This is a genomic window from Deinococcus budaensis (assembly GCF_014201885.1).
GTDB lineage: Bacteria > Deinococcota > Deinococci > Deinococcales > Deinococcaceae > Deinococcus > Deinococcus budaensis.
Genome location: NZ_JACHFN010000016.1, coordinates 1 through 16,168, shown reverse-complemented (window position 1 = coordinate 16,168; position 16,168 = coordinate 1). Strand labels below are relative to the sequence as shown.

The following is a 16,168-nucleotide window of genomic DNA, read 5'->3' as shown; positions in this document are numbered from 1 at the left end:
AAACCCGCTCATGATTCAGCCGGAACGGGTGGAAGTGCTGAGAGCGGGTTCGCCCGCGCGGGAGGGCTTTGTCCTGCTGTGGGTGCAGTCCAGCGTGCGGACGGTGGGGAACCACGCCCTGGAATACGCGGTAGGGGAAGCCCGGCGCCTGGGCGTGCCCCTCGCCGCCATCTTCGCCCTGAATCCCGCCTACCCCGAGGCGAACGCGCGGCACTTCCAGTACCTGCTGGAGGGCCTGCGTGACCTGCGGGCCGGGCTGGGGGCGCGGGGGATTCCTCTGTCCGTCCGCCTGGGCGACCCGCCAGGGGAAGTCTGGCAAGCCGCGCGGGGCGCCAGCCTCGTCGTGACCGACCGGGGGTATCTGCGCCCCGGCCGCCAGTGGCGCGCGGATCTCGCCGCCCGGCTCGACGTGCCCTTCGTGCAGGTGGAGTCCGACGCGGTGGTGCCCATCCGGGTGGTCTCGGCAAAGCAGGAGTTTGCCGCCCGGACCCTGCGCCCCAAGCTGCACCGCGTGCTGGAACGCTTTCTGGTGCCGGTGGACGTGCAGGAGGGCGCGCAGGGGCATCCCGACTGGGACCCCGGGCTGGACGTGTCCGACCCCGCGCTGACGGTGCGGGCGCTCGGCGTGGACAACAGCGTGCCTCCCGGCGAGGAGGAGGGCGGCGAGGTGAGGGCACTGGCCCGCCTGGAGCATTTCGTCACCCGCCTGCTGCCGGGCTACGACTCCGGGCGGCGCGACCCCAACGTGGACGGGGGCAGCCGCCTGAGCGCCTACCTCCACTACGGGCACCTCTCGCCCCTGACGGCGGCGCTCGCGGCGAGGGAACACTCCGGCGGCGGCCCTGGCCTGGACGCCTTCCTGGAAGAGATGATCGTGCGGCGCGAACTCAGCTTCAATTTCTGCGAGTTCAACCCCGCCTACGACCGCTACGAGGGGCTGCCGCACTGGGCACGGGAGAACCTGGAGGCGCACGCCGCCGATCCCCGCCCGCACCTCTACACCCGCGAGCAACTGGACGCCGCCGCGACCCACGACCGCTACTGGAACGCCGCCCACCGCGAGATGGTGCGCACGGGCCGGATGCACAACGCCATGCGGATGTACTGGGGCAAGAAGATCCTGGAGTGGAGTGCCACGCCCCAGGAGGCCTACGCCACCACCCTCTGGCTGAACAACCGCTACCAGCTTGACGGCCGCGACGCCAACTCCTACGCCAGCGTGGGCTGGATCTTCGGCCTGCACGACCGGCCCTGGGCGCGGCGGCCGATCTTCGGCACGGTGCGCTACCTCGCGGCCAGTGGCCTCAGCCGCAAGTTCGACGCCGAGGCCTACGCCCGGCGCTGGAGCTGAGGCGCGGGGCCTCCGGTGAGGCCCGTACACATCTCACTCCCGCGTCGGGGCCGGGTGCTATGCTCGGCCCGAACCGCTGGTGTCCGGTTCCCCTGACTGAGGGCAAACAGCAACAGGGCAGCGCAAGGTCTGCTCCCCAGGGGGGCAGAAGACGAGGTGGAGGTCAGCGAAAGCGTTCTGCGGATGCCTCCAGGTCCCGGCACGGGCCTACCCGACCGCTCACGCGGTGAAGCGCGGCGATAAGCTTTTGCGGCGACGCAGAGATAAGGCCGCGCGGTGCGAGACAACCCAGCCAGACACCGCCCGCGTCCCGGCCCTGCGCCGGGTGCGGGCCTCAGGAGTACGTATGTGCGGAATCGTCGGATACATCGGGGGCAGGCAGGCGCAGGACGTGCTGATCTCGGGCCTCGCCAAGCTGGAATACCGCGGCTACGACAGCGCGGGCGTGGCGGTCGCGGACGGCGGACGGGTTGTGGTGAAGAAGAAGGCCGGCAAACTCGCCAACCTCAGCGGGGAGCTGGAGCACGCGCCCCTGCCCGGCACCCTGGGCATCGGCCACACCCGCTGGGCCACCCACGGTCTGCCCAACGACACGAACGCGCACCCCCACGCCACCGAGGACGGGCGCATCGTGATCATCCACAACGGGATCATCGAGAACTACCTGTCCCTCAAGGCGGGCCTGATTGAGCGGGGCCACACCTTCAAGAGCGAGACGGATTCGGAGGTGCTGGCCCACCTGATCGAAGAGGCGTACTCGGGCGACCTGGAGGCAGCGGTGCGGACGGCCCTGGGGCAGGTGCGCGGCGCCTACGGGATCGTGGTGACGCACGTGGACCACCGGGAGATCGTGGCGGCCCGCACCGTCAGCCCGCTGGTGATGGGGGTCGGGGAAGGCGAGATGTTCCTGGCGTCCGACGTGCCCGCGCTGCTGGCCTACACCCGCCGGATGGTCTTCTTGCACGACGGCGACATGGTCGTGCTGCACGACGACGGCTTCCGGGTCACCGACCTGGCCGGGAACCCCCAGCAGCGCACCATCGAGCAGATCGACTGGGACGCCGAGGCGGCGGAAAAGGGCGGCTTCGACACCTACATGCTCAAGGAGATCTACGAGCAGCCCACCGCCCTGACAAACACCCTGATTGGCCGCCTGCACGACGACACGGGCGAGGTCAACCTCGACATCAACCTCGATCCGTCCTCGTTCAAGCGCATCTCGATCATCGCCTGCGGCACCGCCTACTACGCCGGGCTGGTGGGCGAGTACCTGATCGAGCAGCTCGCGCGCATCCCGGTCGAGGTGGACGTGGCTTCCGAGTACCGCTACCGCAGCCCGCTGGTGAGCGAGAACACCCTCGCCATCGTGGTGAGCCAGTCGGGCGAGACCATCGATACCCTCGAAGCCTTGCGCGAGGCCAAGAAGGGCGGAGCGAAGACCCTGGGCGTGATCAACGCCAAGGGCAGTTCCATGACCCGCGAACTCGACGACACCCTGTATATCCACGCCGGGCCGGAGATCGGGGTGGCGAGCACCAAGGCGTATACCAGCATGGTGGGGGCCTTTGTGATGCTCGCGCTGTGGCTGGGCCGCGCCCGCGGCACCCTGACGGACACGCAGGCGCAGGACCTGCTGCACGCGACCCGTGAACTGCCGCGCCTGGTGGAAGAGGCCCTGAATCCCGCCCGCGTCGCCGAGATCAAGCGGGTGGCCGAGAAGTACGCCCACGCCCGCGACTACCTCTTCCTGGGACGCGGCGTGAACGCGCCGACTGCCTTTGAGGGCGCGCTGAAGCTCAAGGAGATCAGCTACATCCACGCCGAGGGCTACGCGGCGGGCGAGATGAAGCACGGCCCCATCGCGTTGATCGACGCGAACCTGCCCGTCGTGGTGGTCGCCACCGAGAGTTTCCTGCTCGAGAAGACCATCTCCAACGTGCAGGAGGTCCGCGCCCGCTCCGGCAAGGTGATCGCCCTGCTCTCGGACGGCGACACCGAGAACGCCCAGCACGCCGACGACGTGCTGTACGTGCCCCGTGCCCACGAGATGGTCAGCCCGGTGGTGAACGCGGTCGCCCTGCAACTGTTGAGCTACTTCACGGCGAGCTACCTGGGCAAGGACGTGGACAAGCCGCGCAACCTCGCCAAGAGCGTGACGGTCGAGTAAATCACCTCCCAGCAGCACCCCTGGCTCTGAGCAGGCGCGCCGGACCACCGTTCGGCGCGCCCGCTCTGTGGTCCGGGCCAGGCCTGGGCCTCCTGGGGGGGCTGGGCCTCGTCCCCCGGCCACAGCCCCCCCCCGTCAGGGGCCACAATGCGGGGCATGGTAACCGCAATCGTGATGGTGCAGGCCGACCGCCAGCGCATTCAGGAGACCGCCGAGGCGCTGGCCGGGGTGCCGGGGGTGCGTGAGGTCTACTCCGTGACCGGCGAGTGGGACATCGTGGCGGTGCTGCGGCTGGAGCGCTACGAGGACCTCGACGACGTGGTGACCGGGCACCTGCGCAAGGTGGACGGCATCGCGCGCACCCAGACCATGCTGGCTTTCCGCACCTACAGCGAGGCGCTGCTCGACCAGGGCTTCGGCGTCGGCCTCGACGAGGGTCAGCTCGGCGGGGAGCAGCCGTCCTGAGGCCCGGGCTGCCGTGCCCCCCGCTTTCCATGTGCTGACAGTGTGCGGCACCAAAAGGGGAGAAGAGACGCCCGATGTCCGGCGCCCTGTCGCAAGGCGGCCACCCTCGCGGAAGATGGCGGAAGAAGTTTGTAGACCGCCCGCCCGGGGGCCTTTGCATGGCGCGCAGCCGTAAGCGCCGCCGCAGCTGGAGGCAATACGGCCCCCGCCTGGGTGTAGACAGCCCCCCCGCAGTGTCAAAGGCGGGGGCAACTTTACAGACACCCCGCGCCGGACCCATACTCTGGGAACGGAGGAACTTCCATGGCTTACAAGAAACTCAGCGAGCAGATTCACGACCTCAGCAACCCGCAGCGCAGTGACGCCTTCGTGAAGTTGTTTCGCGAAGCGGTGCGTCAAGGCAAGTTCGAGGCGGCTTATATGCCCGAGCGCTTCACCATGCCCAAGGAATTCAGTCGCCGGGGCGCGGAAGGCACCTACCAGCGCGACGCCAAGGAAATGCTGTTCGAGGTGACGCCCGAGTTCGAGGCCTGGTTCGAACAGACCAACCGGGATCTGGCGGCCACCCGCCGCAGCGGCGCGGTCAAGCCCAGCCTGGAGGCGGTCGAGGCCGGACTCGTGGACTTCAAGGCGATGGCCGCCGAGACCCGCAAGAAGATGCAGGCCAGCTACGAAAAGGGTCAGGCCCTGGGCAAGAGCCGGTCGCGCGGCAGCGGCACCAAAACCAAGGCGGCCAGCAAGCGCAAGTAACCGGCGCCGGGGTCTGCCCCGCAGCGTGCGGGCTTCCTGACGCGGGGACACTGCGCAGGGACACTTCTCTACCCGGCGCGGGCCGTATGCTGTCAGGAATGAAGGCTGCCGTGGCTGACACCCCCTCTTCTTCCTCTGGTTCGCCCAGCTCCCCCGCGCCAGGTTCGCGCCGGGGGCTGCTGCTGGTGATCACGGGCGCCTCGGGCGTGGGCAAGGGCACCCTGCGCGAGCGCTGGCTGGCCGGGCAGGACGTGTTCTACTCGACCTCCTGGACCACCCGCGAGGCCCGTCCCGGCGAGCGCGACGGCGTGGACTACGTGTTCGTGACGCCCGAGACCTTTCTGGAAAAGGCCCGCGCGGGCGGGTTTCTGGAGCACGCGCAGTTCGTGGGCAACCACTACGGCACGCCCATCGAACCCATCGAGGCGGCCCTCGCGCGCGGGCAGGACGTGGTGCTGGAAATCGAGGTGGAGGGCGCCATGCAGGTGCAAGGGCGCATGGGCGACGAGGCGATTCTGGTGTTCATCATGCCGCCCAGCCTCAGCGAGTTGCGCCGCCGCCTGACCGGGCGGGCCACCGAGACGCCCGAACGCATCGAGCGCCGCCTGGCCCGCGCTGTGGGCGAGATCACCCAGGCGCACGCCTTCCGGTATGTGGTCGTCAACGACGACCTCGACCGCGCCGTGCGCGAGTTGCACGCGGTGCAGCGCGCCGAACGCGCCCGGCAGCGACCCGAGGCCGAGTGGACCCCCGAAGACCGGGACGCGGCCAGACTGGCCGAGACGGTCCGCAGCCGCGCCCTGAGCCGTGAAGCCTTGCAGCAGGTCGTCGAGAGCTGAGGCGCGGGCACGGGGATGAGGGGCGCCCTCCTCCCGCCCGTGCCTGTCCCCGCTGCTTTACCCTGACGCCATGCCACTGCACCTCGTTCAGGGAGACATCGGTCAGGAGCGCACCTGCGCGGTCGTGACGGCGGCCAACAGCCAGCTTGCGGGCGGAGGCGGCGTGGACGGCGTGATTCACCGCGCCGCCGGGCCGCAGCTGCTGCGCGCGCTGCGTCCGCTGGGCGGCACCCCGACCGGGACCGCCGTCGCCACGCCCGCTTTCGGGATGGCGGCCCAGGGCGTCCGGGTCATCCTGCACGCGGTCGGGCCGATCTGGCGCGGCGGCCAGGGCGAGGCCGAACTGCTGGCCGGAGCCTACCGCCAGAGCCTGCGTCTGGCGGCCGAGCACGGCTGCGACTCGGTGGCCTTTCCGGCCATCAGCACGGGCGTCTACGGCTACCCGCTGGAGGAAGCTGCGGCCGTCGCCCTGCGGACCATCCGCGCCTTTCTGGCAGAGCAGCCCGAGCTGACGGTCCGCGTGGTGCTGCACGGCGCCGGTCCGCTCGGCGTCTTCCGGCAGGTGCTCGACCGGCTGGAGGCCGAGGAAGCGTCCTGAGACTGACGGAACGGCGGCCCGGCCAAAAATCCGCCTGCATCCCTTGACCTGCCCTGCATCCCGCGCTATCCTTTCTCTATCACCGCCTGAAAGGGCGGCTTTTTTTGTGGCCTCTCCGGCCTATGCTGCGGGCCATGAGCGAGCTTTTTTCCACCGTGTACGGCCGCGTCCAGCCGCTCGACTGGCTGTGTCTGGCGCCCCATCCCGACGACGCCGAGATCGGGGCGGGGGGCACGCTGATTCGTCTGGGCCGGGCGGGGCAGGCCGCAGGGGTGCTAGAACTCTCGCGCGGCGAGCGCGGCACCCAGGGCACGCCGGAGGGGCGCGGGGCGGAGTGCGTGGCGGCGGCGCGGGTCATGGGGCTGGCCTGGCGCGGGCAACTGGGCCTCCCCGACGGGGGCCTGGCCGACACGCCGCCCGGGGCGCACGCGCTGGCCGCCGTGCTGCGCGCCGTGCGCCCGCGCGTGCTGGTCGTGCCGCACCACCAAGACCGCCACCCGGACCACTTCGGGACCTACCACCTGGCGCGGCGGGCGCTGCACCTCGCGGCGCTGCGCAAGGCCGACCTGGGCGGCGAGGCACACCGGGTCGCCCGCGTGCTGCTGTACCAGGGCAACGGGGACATTCGCGCGAACCTGCTGGTGGACGTGGGAGACGTGATGGAAAGCTGGGAGGCCGCCATCCGCGCCCACGTCAGCCAGTTCACGGGCGGGTACGTATCCGAGACGGTCACCCCCGAGATCGTGGAGCGCCGCCGCGCCCGCCTGACCTACTGGGGCACGCTGGCGCGGGTGCGCTACGCCGAGGCGTTCGAGATCGAGGAGCCGCTGCTGGTGGACCCCGCCGGGTTGTAGGGGCCAGCGCGCCGCGTCAGGGCGCGCGGCCCCCCGGCGCGGGCGCGGCGCGGACCACGGCGCGGCCCGGCCACAGGTAATACGCCTCGGTGAGCAAAAAGACGGCGGCCCCCAGCGCGAACACGCCCGGCGGCCCGAACGCCGCCCAGGTCAGGCCCCCCAGCAGGGGACCGGCCGCGTACCCCAGCGCCTCGATCGCCATCACGGTGCCCCAGGCGGCGGCGCGGTTGGCTTCGGGCAGCACCCGGCCCACCAGCCCGTTCCACCCGGCGATAAAGGCCCCGTAGCCCAGGCCCAGCGGCAACGCGAGGAGCCACAGCCGGTCTTCCAGCCCCGGCAGCGCGGCCAGCCCGAAGGTCAGCGCCAGCCCCAGCAGCCCCGGCGTCAGGGCGCGGCGCGGGTGGGCGCGGTCGGCCAGCCTGCCGGCGCCCCACAGCCCCAGGCCGAAGGTCGCCAGCGCCAGCAGCCCCGGCCCAATCAGGTCGCCCAGCCCCAGCCCCAGCCGCGCCAGCAGCGGGTAGAAGAGGGTCGCCAGCAGCCCCGGCGCCAGCGTCTGCGCAAAGGCGGCGGGCAGCAGCGCGGCCACCCGCGTCCAGCCGCGCCAGAGTCCCCCGGCCCGGTCCGGCTCCCCAGCGGGGGCGGGCAGCCGCAGTCCCAGCAGGCTCAGGGCCAGCAGGGCGGCCAGTCCCTGCGCTCCGGCGAGCAGCGCCCAGGCCGCCCCCGGGTGCCCCTGCATCAGCGGCCCGACGCCCAGCACCCCGCCCAGGATCGCGGGGGCCACGCTGAGGCTGGAGACCGACAGCGCCCGCGCCGCGTAGCCGGGGCGCGCCAGCGCCTGCGAGGTGCTCATCACGCCGGGCCACAGCGCCGCGTAGGCCACCCCCCACACGGCGCAGCCCAGCACCCCCCACAGCGGCGAGGGCGCGAGTTGCGCCCCCAGCACCACGCCCAGCCCCAGCGCCGCCCCCAGCGCGAGCACCCGGCCCAGGCCCCAGCGCTCGGTGACCAGTCCCACCGGCCCCTTGGCGAGCGCGTCCGCGAGGTAGTGCGCGCCCACCATCGCGCCGATGGCGGCGGTGCCCAGCCCCAGCCCCGGCCCGGCGACCGGCAGCGCCGCGACCAGAAACCCGCTGCGGACAAGTTCGCTGGTCAGCAGCAGCGCGAGCAGCCGCAGCATCAGCAGGGGACGGGTCCAGAGCATCAAAGCCGATTGTAGGGCCGCGCCTGGGCCGCCTCGCGGACGTGGACCCCCGCCCCCCGGCCGCGGACTTGCCCGGGTCCCCGCCTGGGCAAGCCGGGGCCTGGGCATTCCCAGTTCCGGCCTCCCACCTGACGCGGGCGGCGCCTCCCCGGCCCTCTGTGCCGCCGCCCTGCGGAGCCTTGGCAACACGGCGGGGGAAGCAGCGCTCAGGCTTCAGCCTGTTCGCCATCGGGCGCGGTGAACGCTGCGCAGAGGGAGACCCAGGGGGGGCAGAGAGTCCGCCTCGCCCTCCGCACGCCTCGGGCGCCCCCCGACACCTCCCTCCCCCCCCCCCATCGTGGGCCAACACCCCGTCCCCTCCCCCCAACCTTCCTAGCCTGGGGCATGAAACCCGCCGCGCTGCTCCTCCCGGCCCTGCTGCCCTTGCTGCCCCCGGCACAAGCCCAGTCCGCCGCCGCCCTCGCCGCCGTGGACGCCGCCGCGATGAGCATTCCCGCCGCCCGCGAGAAGACCTATCCCGGCAGCGCCCTGACGGTGCGCCAGACCCTGCGGGCGGGGAGCAACTACCAGCGGTACGTGGTGAGCTATCTCTCCGACGGCCTGCGAATCAACGCGCTGCTGACGGTCCCGAGCGGCACGCCGCCCAAGGGAGGCTGGCCCGCCATCGTCTTCAACCACGGCTACATTCCGCCCAGCGTGTACCGCACGGCCGAACGCTACGTGGCCTACCAGGACGCCTTTGCCCGCGCGGGCTTCGTGACCCTCAAGAGTGACTACCGGGGGCACGGCGACTCCCAGGGCGAGGCGCTGGGCGGCTACTATGCGCCCGGCTACACCACCGACGTGATGAATGCCCTGGGCAGCCTGAAGCGTGACCGCCGGGTGAACGCGGGCCGCATCGGCATGTGGGGGCACTCCATGGGCGGCTTCCTGACCCTGCGCGCGATGGTGATTGACCCGGGCGTCAAGGCCGGCGTGATCTGGGCGGGCGTGGTGGCCGACTACGACGGGATCATGAACGGCTGGAGCAGCCCCGTGCCGGCCTCCATCCCGCGCCGGGTGCTGGAGCTGCGCGAAAAGGCCGTGGAAAAGTACGGCACGCCACGCAGCAATCCCGACTTCTGGAACAGGCTCAGCGCCAACTCGTACCTGCGGGACCTCGGCGGCCCCCTGCAACTGCACATCGGCACCGCCGACGAGGACGTGCCCGTCGCCTTTCACACCGCACTGGTGGGGCAGATGAAGGCCGCTGGGCAGCCGGTCCAGAGCTACGTCTACCCCGGCGACAACCACGACCTGACCCGCAACCTGAACACGGCGCTGGCGCGCAGCGTGGCCTTTTTCAAGGCGCGGCTATGAGGCGCGCGGGACCGTGAGGCGCCCCCTCCAGCTCGGCCTGCTGCTGCTCGCAGGAGGCGTGGGCTACGTCGCCTTGACCGGGCCGGAGCGGCTGCCCTTTGGGGGGCCGTGGAGCCAGACGCGGACGGCACCGGCGGGTGAGGCCCAGGCCCCCACGCCCGACGCCGCGCCCACCCCCTTCGGGGAGGTCACCGACGCGGCGTTGCAGCGGCTGGTGGCGCGCGAGCCGATCAGCCTTCAGGCGTTGCGGGCGCGGGAGTACCCCGGCAGCGCGCTGCGGGTCGTGCGGACGCTGGCGCCCGGGGTCAACTACACCCGCCAGGTCGTGAGCTACGCGTCCGACGGCCTGACCATCTACGCGCTGCTGACCGTGCCGGGCGGCACGCCGCCGCCGGGCGGTTGGCCCGCCATCGTCTTCAACCACGGCTACATCCCGCCCGGCGAGTACCGCACGACCGAGCGCTACGTGGCCTATCAGGACGCTTTCGCGCGGGCGGGTTTCGTCACGCTCAAGAGCGACTACCGGGGCCACGGCGACTCCCAGGGCACGGCGGGCGGCGGGTACAACGATCCCGGCTACACGGTGGACGTGCTCAACGCCGCCGCCAGCCTGAAGCGTGATCCCCGGGTGAACTCCCGGCGCCTGGGCCTGTGGGGGCACTCCATGGGCGGGCAGCTTTCCCTGCGGGCGATGCTGGTGGACCGGGACCTGAAGGCCGCCTCGCTGTGGGCCGGCGTGGTCGCGAGCTACGACGTGCTGGCGACCGACTGGGGCCGCGCACCGGGGCAGGAAAAGCCGGTGCTCGACCCCTTGAACCGCCGCTACCTGCGGGCGCTCAGTCCCAACGCCGCCCTCGACGACCTAAACGGGCGGCCCCTCCAGTTGCACCACGGCACCGCCGACGAGGACGTGCCCTACAGCTTCCAGCGGGCGCTGGCCGACGACCTGCGCGCGAGCGGGCAGAGCGTGGAGGCCTACCGCTACGAGGGGGACGACCACAACCTCAGCGGCAACCTGGGGCTGGCGCTGAGGCGCAGCGTGGCGTTTTTCCAGAAGCACCTGTAGCGCCGGAAAAACGAAAATGCGCCCCAGGTGGGGGCGCGGCGGCCGGGGAAGCGGCCCTCAGCGGCTGATGTCGTAGCCAGTCACCCTTCCGGCCGGGCTGGGGTTGCTGCCGCTGAGCGGGAAGTTGCGGTTGTAGAGGTTCCAGCCGCGCTCCACGGTCATGGCGGGGGTCAGCTCCTCGCCGCTGCCGGGAAGCTTCACGGCGGGAATGTCGCCGCCGAACTCGCTGTAGATCAGCCACTGACGGTTGCGCGCAAAGGTCTCGCCGGGTTCGTAGGTGCCGGTGTTGTTCGCGTCGTTGTAGGCGATGACCTGATACACACCCGCCACCGTCGCCACCGAGGGGCTGCGCGGCAGGTCGAAGCCGAAGTTCCAGGAGTTCAGGCCGCTGGAGACGACATTCTGGGGCTGGTTGCCGTCGTTGGTCAGCGCCGTCGGGAAGCCGGTGCCCACCAGCGCCAGCCGCAGGCGGGGATTCTCGCCCCAGTCGCCGCCGATGGTGCCGCTGAGGTCGTAGGCGCCGGGGGCCTGCACCTCGCGCGAGCCGCACGCCGCGAGCAGGAGGGTCAGGGGCAGCAGCAGGGTCAGGGAGCGCATGGTCCCAGCGTAGGCGCTGCGGCTGCCCGGCGCGTGAAGGTGCATGAGAAGGGGCGCGGCTGTGGCAGGCCGCGCCCCCTCTCGCCTGGGACCTACTTGCCCTGCGCGGCCAGCCGCAGGAAATACGCGCTGCTCTTGTCGGCGGGGTCAAGCTGCACGGCCCGCCCGTAAGCCTCAGCGGCCCCCGCGAAGTTCTTCGCCTCGTAGCGCACCCGGCCCAGCCACGCCCAGGCTTTGGCGTAGTCGGGATTCAGGCGGGTGGCGTCCAGAAATCCGGCTTCGGCCCCGGCCCGGTCGCCCGCCGTGTAGCGTGCGTAGGCGCTGCGGAACGTCTGCACCGCCTTCAAGCCGTACTGCTCGCCCTCCTGCGCCAGCGCGAGGTTGTAGCGGTCGCTGGCGGTGGCGCCGGGCAGGGCCGCGGCGCCCTGGTACGCGGCGCGGGCCGCCGGGGCGTTCCCCAGGTCCAGCGCCAGCCGTCCGGCCTCGCGCCACGCCTCCGCGAAGTTGGGGGCGGCGCGGGCAGCCTCCTGGAACCCGGCGAGGGCCTGGGCCTTGCGCCCCGCGTCCAGCTCGGCATAGGCGCGGCTGAAGGCGCGGGTGGCGGCGGGGCCGTAGCGCCCGGCTTTCTGCGCGAGGGTCTGGAAATAGCCCAGCGTGCGGTCGCCGGGCCTCAGCGCCAGCGCGCGGGCATAGAGGGTCTGGGCCTGCGGGTAGTTCCCGGCTTCCAGCGCGGTGCGGGCTGCCCAGGTCGCGCAGTCCACGTTTCCAGCGTCCAGTTCCAGGCAGGCGGCGAACAAGCGCGCGGCCTCGCCCGGCTGGTTGCGGGTGTAGGCCGCGTAGCCCAGGTTGTACTGCGCGGCGGCGGCCTGCCGCGCCTCGGCGCTGCCCGGCTGGGCGGGCGCCACCTGGAAATAGGCGTTCCAGGCCAGCTCGGCCTGCCGCCAGAAGCCGACCTCCGTGTAAATCTGGGCGCGCAGCCGCAAGGCGCCGGCGTTGGTGGGGGCCAGGCGCGCGGCCTCCTCGGCGGCGGCGGCGGCCCGCTTCCACAGCACCTGATCGATGCTGGCGCTGCCCGGCGGGTAGCTGCGGCGGGCCTCCTCGGCCAGCGTCCTGGCCTGGGCGGCGGCCTGCTCGGCGCTGAGGGCGGGCGCGGGTGCGGCTTGGGCAGGTGCGGGCTGGACGGGGGCAGGCTGAGTGGGCACGGTCTGGGCGAGGGCCGGGCCGCCCAGCAGGGCAGCGGTCAACAGCGGCAGCAGGGGTCTGGACATGGTGCCTCCTTTACCGTCCGAGCCTGGGGGGGCCGTGTGGGGAGGGCGTGAGAGAAGGCTTAGCCCCCCCGCCCCCCGGACCCGAAGGTGCCCCGCTGCGGGCACGCGCTGGCGGGCCTCTGGTAAAACGGAGGCACTGTGAAGGCTCCCAGCGCCCCTCCCCCTGTCTATCCGATCCGCCTGTACGGCGATCCCGTCTTGCGCCGCAAGGCCAGGCCCGTGCAGCCCACCGACCTGCTGACCGTGCCGGGCCACGGTCCCCAGACGGTGCGCGAGGTGGCGAACACCATGCTCGAGACCATGTTCGAGGCGCGTGGGGTCGGGCTGGCCGCGCCGCAGGTCGGTCTGAGCGTGCGGATGTTCGTGGCCGTCGAGTACGCCGACGACGAGGAGGAGCAGGAGGGCCGGGAGGCGCCCCTGAAGTCCCGCGTCCTGCGCGAGTTCGTGATGCTCAACCCGGTGCTGACCGTCACCGACAAGAAAAAGGACCGCTCCTACCAGGAAGGCTGCCTGAGCATCCCCGGCATCTACGAGGAGGGCGTGAGCCGCGCCCGCGCCGTGCAGGTCCGTTACACCGATCTGGACGGCCAGGAGCGCACGCTGGAGGAGGGCGACTACCTCGCCCGCGTCTTTCAGCACGAGGTCGATCACCTCGACGGCGTCTTTTTCCTCGACCGCCTCCCGCCCGAGGTCACCGAGGACTACCGCAAGGAACTGACCGCCATGCAGCGCAAGTCCAGGCAGTTTCTGAACGAACTGGCCGAGGCCGAAAAGCAGCGGCGGGAGCGCTCCCTTTGAGCGCCGGGGCCGCGCCGCGCGTCGCCTTTTTCGGCTCGCCCGCCTTCGCGCTGCCGGTGCTGGAAGCGGTCCGGGGTCAGTTCGAGGTCGTGCTGGTCGCCGCGCAGCCCGACAAGCCGGTGGGCCGGGGGCTGAAGCTCACGCCGCCGCCCGTCGCCGCCCGCGCCGCGGAGCTTGGCCTGCCGCTGGCGCAGCCGGGCAAGTTGCGCGGCAACGCGGCCTTTGAAGCCCGGCTGCGCCAGAGCGGCGCCGACGTGGCCGTGACCTGCGCCTACGGCAAGATTCTGCCCGCCTCGCTGCTTGCCGTTCCTCCGCGCGGCTTTCTGAACACCCACACCAGCCTGCTGCCCGCCTACCGGGGCGCGGCGCCGATCCAGTGGGCCTTGATCTGCGGCGAGACGGCTACCGGCACCACCATCATGCAGACCGACGTGGGGATGGACACCGGCCCCATCCTGCTGCAAGAGCCGCTCGCCATCGCGCCGGGGTGGACCAGCCTGGAGCTTGCGGACGCCCTGAGCGCCCAGGCCGCGCGGCTGATCGTGGACGCCCTGGCCCGGCTGCCTGGGCTGACGCCCATCCCGCAGGACAGTTCGCGGGCCACCCACGCCCCCATGCTGACCAAGGAAGACGGCTTCGTGCGCTGGGCGGACCCGGCCCCGGCGGTCGTGAACCGCTTCCGGGGGGTGGCCGCCTGGCCGCAGACCACCGCCTTTCTGGAGGGCGCACGCCTGAAGCTCGGCGGCCTGCGCCCCGCGCCGGGAAGCGGCCAGCCCGGCGAGGTGCTGCGGCTCGACGGGGAAGGGCTGGTCGTGGCCTGCGGTGAGGGCGCGGTGCGCGTCGGGACCGTGCAGCCCGAGGCCCGCCGGGTCATGCCCGCCGCGGTGTGGGCGCAGGCCGCCGGGATCATGCCGGGCACCCGCTTCGACCTGTGGGAGCCGCAGCGGCGGGAACCGGCCCCCACCTGAGCGCGTACCCGGCCCCGTGAACCCCACCTTTCCGCTGACGCTGGACTTTAAGTTCAGCCTGCTCACCGAGTTGCGCGTGACCGACGCGCAGGGCACGCTGCTGGCGGTCGTCAAGGAAAAGATGTTCAGCATCCGCGACGAGGTGCGGGTCTACGCCGACGAGGCCCGCCAGCAGCAGACCCACGGCATCCGGGCGCGCGGCCGGATGGCGGGCGCCCTCGACTGGCGTGCCCGGCGCGACATCCGCCGCCTGGACGGCTCGGAGGTCGGCGCGCTGCGGGCGCAGGGGATGCGGACCCTCTGGGGCGCAGGCTACGAGCTGCTCGGCCCCGGCGACCGCCTGGCCTTCACCATCCGCGACGATCACCCCTGGATGAGCGTCGTCGAGGGCGTGATCGGCGCCGTTCCCCTGATCGGTGACGTGATCGCGGTGGGCTTCGACTACCTCGTCAACCCCACCTACACCGTGACCGACGCCGCCGGGCACCCGGCCTTCCGCATCCGCAAGCGCCGCAGCTTCTTTTCACGCCGCTTCGTGGTGGAGGAACTGCGCCCCGTCCGCCCCGAGGAGGCCGAGCTGGTGGTGCTGGGGCTGGTGCAAGTGGTGCTGCGCGAGCGCGAGCGGGGGTAAGGGGCAGAGGTCGCTGGGGAGATGCCGGGAAGGGTGCTGCCCCGCCACACGCCCGCCTATCCCTTGCCCGGCTTCTCGCTGAAGCTGGGCACGTTGTTGCCGTAGAGCGCGTGGGCGTCGCAGCGGTCGCGCAGCACGCAGGCGGGGCACTTGGGGCGGGTCCAGGTGCAGACCCGCTGCCCGTGGCGCAGCAGGTTGACGTGCAGCTCGTACAGGTGCGGCGGGTCGGGCGGCAGCAGCCCCAGCAGCGCCCGGTGGGCCGCCTGCTCACCCATCCGGGGAATCGTGCCCACCCGGGTGTTGATGCGGTGGACGTGGGTGTCCACTGGAAAAACCGGGCGCGCGTAGTTGAACAGCAGCACCAGCGAGGCCGTCTTGACCCCGACGCCCGGCAGGTCGGTAAGCCACTTCAGGGCGTCTCCCACCGGCAGTTCGGCCAGGAAGTCTAGGTCGTAGCCGCCGCGCTGCTCCCGGATCGCGCGCAGGGTGGCCTGGATGCGCGGGGCCTTGCTCTCGGGGTAGTTGCTGCGGCGAATCGCGTGCGCGACGGCCCCGGTCGGGGCCTGGATGATGTCGTCCCAGCCGCCCAGCGTCAGCAGTTCCTGGTAGGCGGCCTCCTCGTCCTGGTGGGTGGTGCGCTGCGACAGGATCGTGCTGACGAGTTCGTGCATCGGCTCGCGGCGGGGAATCAGGGGGCGCTCGCCATACTCGGCGCGCAGCAGGCCGTACACCCACGCCAGCAGTGCGGCCCGTTCCGGCGCCGGGCGGGCCGCGTTGAGGCGCGGAGTCCCGTCCGGCGGCCCGAACAGCCCTTCAGTCACGGGCCGTGGTGGACGTGCTGGCGCCCGGACCCCCCGCCTCGTCGCGCCCGCCCTCGGCAGGCTGGTCCTTGTCGGCGGGGTCCACATCGGGGTTTTGCCCACGCGCCTGATCGGGGATGGGGTGACTCTGGCCCTCGGCGGGCGCTGCGTTGGCCGGATCGTAGCCCTTTTTCTGCGCGTCGTCGGTCATGGGGCCACTCTGCCCCCCGGCCCGGCGGCGCAGGCGAGACCGGCGTGAAGGGAAGTTTAGAGCCTGAGGCACAAAAAAAGCCGCCACTTCGGGCGGTGATGAAAGAAGGATAGCGCGGGATGCAGGATGCGTCAAGGTATGCGGGGCGAAGGTGGTGGATTTCGAGGCATGACAGGAGTTCAATGGAGTATGAACGCTCCACCCTGCCCCGCGTGCGGTGGCGTCTCCACCGTCAAGAATGGCCA

General features: G+C 71.9%; 17 protein-coding genes. 12 read left to right on the top strand and 5 right to left on the bottom strand.

Annotated elements, in window-relative coordinates:
* Positions 1-10 precede the first annotated feature (10 nt).
* The 7 genes from HNQ09_RS16085 (at position 11) to HNQ09_RS16055 (ending at position 7,024) form a co-directional block, all read left to right on the top strand.
* Positions 11-1,351, top strand: coding sequence for a deoxyribodipyrimidine photo-lyase (locus HNQ09_RS16085; RefSeq protein WP_184031374.1), 1,341 nt, complete (start codon positions 11-13; stop codon positions 1,349-1,351).
* A gap of 346 nt (positions 1,352-1,697) precedes the next feature.
* Entirely contained in the window at positions 1,698-3,518 is a 1,821-nt protein-coding gene (gene glmS / locus HNQ09_RS16080; RefSeq protein WP_184031372.1) for a glutamine--fructose-6-phosphate transaminase (isomerizing), read from the top strand.
* Positions 3,519-3,674: 156 nt separating this feature from the next.
* The gene (locus HNQ09_RS16075; protein ID WP_184031370.1) at positions 3,675-3,983 is read left to right on the top strand and encodes an Lrp/AsnC family transcriptional regulator; all 309 of its coding nucleotides are present in this window, start codon (positions 3,675-3,677) and stop codon (positions 3,981-3,983) included.
* A 303-nt stretch (positions 3,984-4,286) separates the two neighbouring features.
* Complete coding sequence (locus tag HNQ09_RS16070; protein WP_184031368.1) at positions 4,287-4,733, top strand: hypothetical protein; 447 nt, start codon at positions 4,287-4,289, stop codon at positions 4,731-4,733.
* 98 nt (positions 4,734-4,831) lie between these two features.
* Entirely contained in the window at positions 4,832-5,572 is a 741-nt protein-coding gene (gmk, locus tag HNQ09_RS16065; protein WP_246363430.1) for a guanylate kinase, read from the top strand.
* 70 nt (positions 5,573-5,642) lie between these two features.
* Entirely contained in the window at positions 5,643-6,170 is a 528-nt protein-coding gene (locus HNQ09_RS16060; protein ID WP_184031364.1) for a macro domain-containing protein, read from the top strand.
* Positions 6,171-6,304: 134 nt separating this feature from the next.
* Positions 6,305-7,024 (top strand): PIG-L family deacetylase, encoded by a 720-nt coding sequence (locus HNQ09_RS16055; protein WP_246363429.1) that lies wholly within the window; start codon positions 6,305-6,307, stop codon positions 7,022-7,024.
* 16 nt (positions 7,025-7,040) lie between these two features.
* On the opposite strand, the gene HNQ09_RS16050 is transcribed toward HNQ09_RS16055, so the two are convergent.
* Positions 7,041-8,225 carry an MFS transporter gene (locus HNQ09_RS16050; protein WP_184031362.1) on the bottom strand — a complete coding sequence of 395 codons (1,185 nt, stop codon included), beginning with the start codon at positions 8,223-8,225 and terminating at the stop codon, positions 7,041-7,043.
* Between the two features lie 384 nt (positions 8,226-8,609).
* Between HNQ09_RS16050 and HNQ09_RS16045 the strand changes: the two genes are divergently transcribed.
* Entirely contained in the window at positions 8,610-9,584 is a 975-nt protein-coding gene (locus tag HNQ09_RS16045) for an alpha/beta hydrolase family protein (protein ID WP_184031361.1), read from the top strand.
* 13 nt (positions 9,585-9,597) lie between these two features.
* On the top strand, positions 9,598-10,650 hold the full coding sequence (locus tag HNQ09_RS16040) for a prolyl oligopeptidase family serine peptidase (RefSeq protein WP_184031360.1): 1,053 nt from the start codon (positions 9,598-9,600) through the stop codon (positions 10,648-10,650).
* Between the two features lie 57 nt (positions 10,651-10,707).
* Here the strand turns inward: HNQ09_RS16040 and HNQ09_RS16035 are convergent, their stop codons facing one another.
* Positions 10,708-11,247, bottom strand: a complete 540-nt coding sequence (locus HNQ09_RS16035) for a hypothetical protein (protein ID WP_184031358.1) — start codon at positions 11,245-11,247, stop codon at positions 10,708-10,710.
* Positions 11,248-11,339: 92 nt separating this feature from the next.
* Positions 11,340-12,515 carry a tetratricopeptide repeat protein gene (locus HNQ09_RS16030; protein ID WP_184031357.1) on the bottom strand — a complete coding sequence of 392 codons (1,176 nt, stop codon included), beginning with the start codon at positions 12,513-12,515 and terminating at the stop codon, positions 11,340-11,342.
* A gap of 138 nt (positions 12,516-12,653) precedes the next feature.
* Between HNQ09_RS16030 and def the strand changes: the two genes are divergently transcribed.
* The 3 genes from def to HNQ09_RS16015 are packed head-to-tail and all read left to right on the top strand — an operon-like array spanning position 12,654 to position 14,912.
* The gene (gene def / locus HNQ09_RS16025) at positions 12,654-13,313 is read left to right on the top strand and encodes a peptide deformylase (protein ID WP_343057872.1); all 660 of its coding nucleotides are present in this window, start codon (positions 12,654-12,656) and stop codon (positions 13,311-13,313) included.
* On the top strand, positions 13,310-14,281 hold the full coding sequence (gene fmt / locus HNQ09_RS16020; RefSeq protein ID WP_184031355.1) for a methionyl-tRNA formyltransferase: 972 nt from the start codon (positions 13,310-13,312) through the stop codon (positions 14,279-14,281). The genes def and fmt overlap by 4 nt, the downstream gene beginning before the upstream one ends.
* A gap of 16 nt (positions 14,282-14,297) precedes the next feature.
* Positions 14,298-14,912 carry an LURP-one-related/scramblase family protein gene (locus tag HNQ09_RS16015; protein ID WP_184031353.1) on the top strand — a complete coding sequence of 205 codons (615 nt, stop codon included), beginning with the start codon at positions 14,298-14,300 and terminating at the stop codon, positions 14,910-14,912.
* A gap of 56 nt (positions 14,913-14,968) precedes the next feature.
* Here the strand turns inward: HNQ09_RS16015 and HNQ09_RS16010 are convergent, their stop codons facing one another.
* Positions 14,969-15,733: a monofunctional DNA glycosylase gene (locus HNQ09_RS16010; protein WP_343057871.1), complete on the bottom strand. Its 765-nt coding sequence runs from the start codon at positions 15,731-15,733 to the stop codon at positions 14,969-14,971.
* Positions 15,726-15,923 carry a hypothetical protein gene (locus tag HNQ09_RS16005; RefSeq protein ID WP_184031350.1) on the bottom strand — a complete coding sequence of 66 codons (198 nt, stop codon included), beginning with the start codon at positions 15,921-15,923 and terminating at the stop codon, positions 15,726-15,728. Before HNQ09_RS16005 ends, HNQ09_RS16010 begins: the two co-directional genes overlap by 8 nt.
* Between the last annotated feature and the right edge of the window lie 245 nt (positions 15,924-16,168).

Coding starts and splice junctions, on each gene's coding strand:
- HNQ09_RS16075 (WP_184031370.1), top strand. CDS start 3,675: ATGGTAACCGCAATCGTGATGGTGCAGGCCGACCGCCAGCGCATTCAG.
- HNQ09_RS16070 (WP_184031368.1), top strand. CDS start 4,287: ATGGCTTACAAGAAACTCAGCGAGCAGATTCACGACCTCAGCAACCCG.
- HNQ09_RS16085 (WP_184031374.1), top strand. CDS start 11: ATGATTCAGCCGGAACGGGTGGAAGTGCTGAGAGCGGGTTCGCCCGCG.
- HNQ09_RS16035 (WP_184031358.1), bottom strand. CDS start 11,247: ATGCGCTCCCTGACCCTGCTGCTGCCCCTGACCCTCCTGCTCGCGGCG.
- glmS (WP_184031372.1), top strand. CDS start 1,698: ATGTGCGGAATCGTCGGATACATCGGGGGCAGGCAGGCGCAGGACGTG.
- HNQ09_RS16045 (WP_184031361.1), top strand. CDS start 8,610: ATGAAACCCGCCGCGCTGCTCCTCCCGGCCCTGCTGCCCTTGCTGCCC.
- gmk (WP_246363430.1), top strand. CDS start 4,832: ATGAAGGCTGCCGTGGCTGACACCCCCTCTTCTTCCTCTGGTTCGCCC.
- HNQ09_RS16060 (WP_184031364.1), top strand. CDS start 5,643: ATGCCACTGCACCTCGTTCAGGGAGACATCGGTCAGGAGCGCACCTGC.
- HNQ09_RS16050 (WP_184031362.1), bottom strand. CDS start 8,225: ATGCTCTGGACCCGTCCCCTGCTGATGCTGCGGCTGCTCGCGCTGCTG.
- HNQ09_RS16005 (WP_184031350.1), bottom strand. CDS start 15,923: ATGACCGACGACGCGCAGAAAAAGGGCTACGATCCGGCCAACGCAGCG.
- HNQ09_RS16030 (WP_184031357.1), bottom strand. CDS start 12,515: ATGTCCAGACCCCTGCTGCCGCTGTTGACCGCTGCCCTGCTGGGCGGC.
- HNQ09_RS16055 (WP_246363429.1), top strand. CDS start 6,305: ATGAGCGAGCTTTTTTCCACCGTGTACGGCCGCGTCCAGCCGCTCGAC.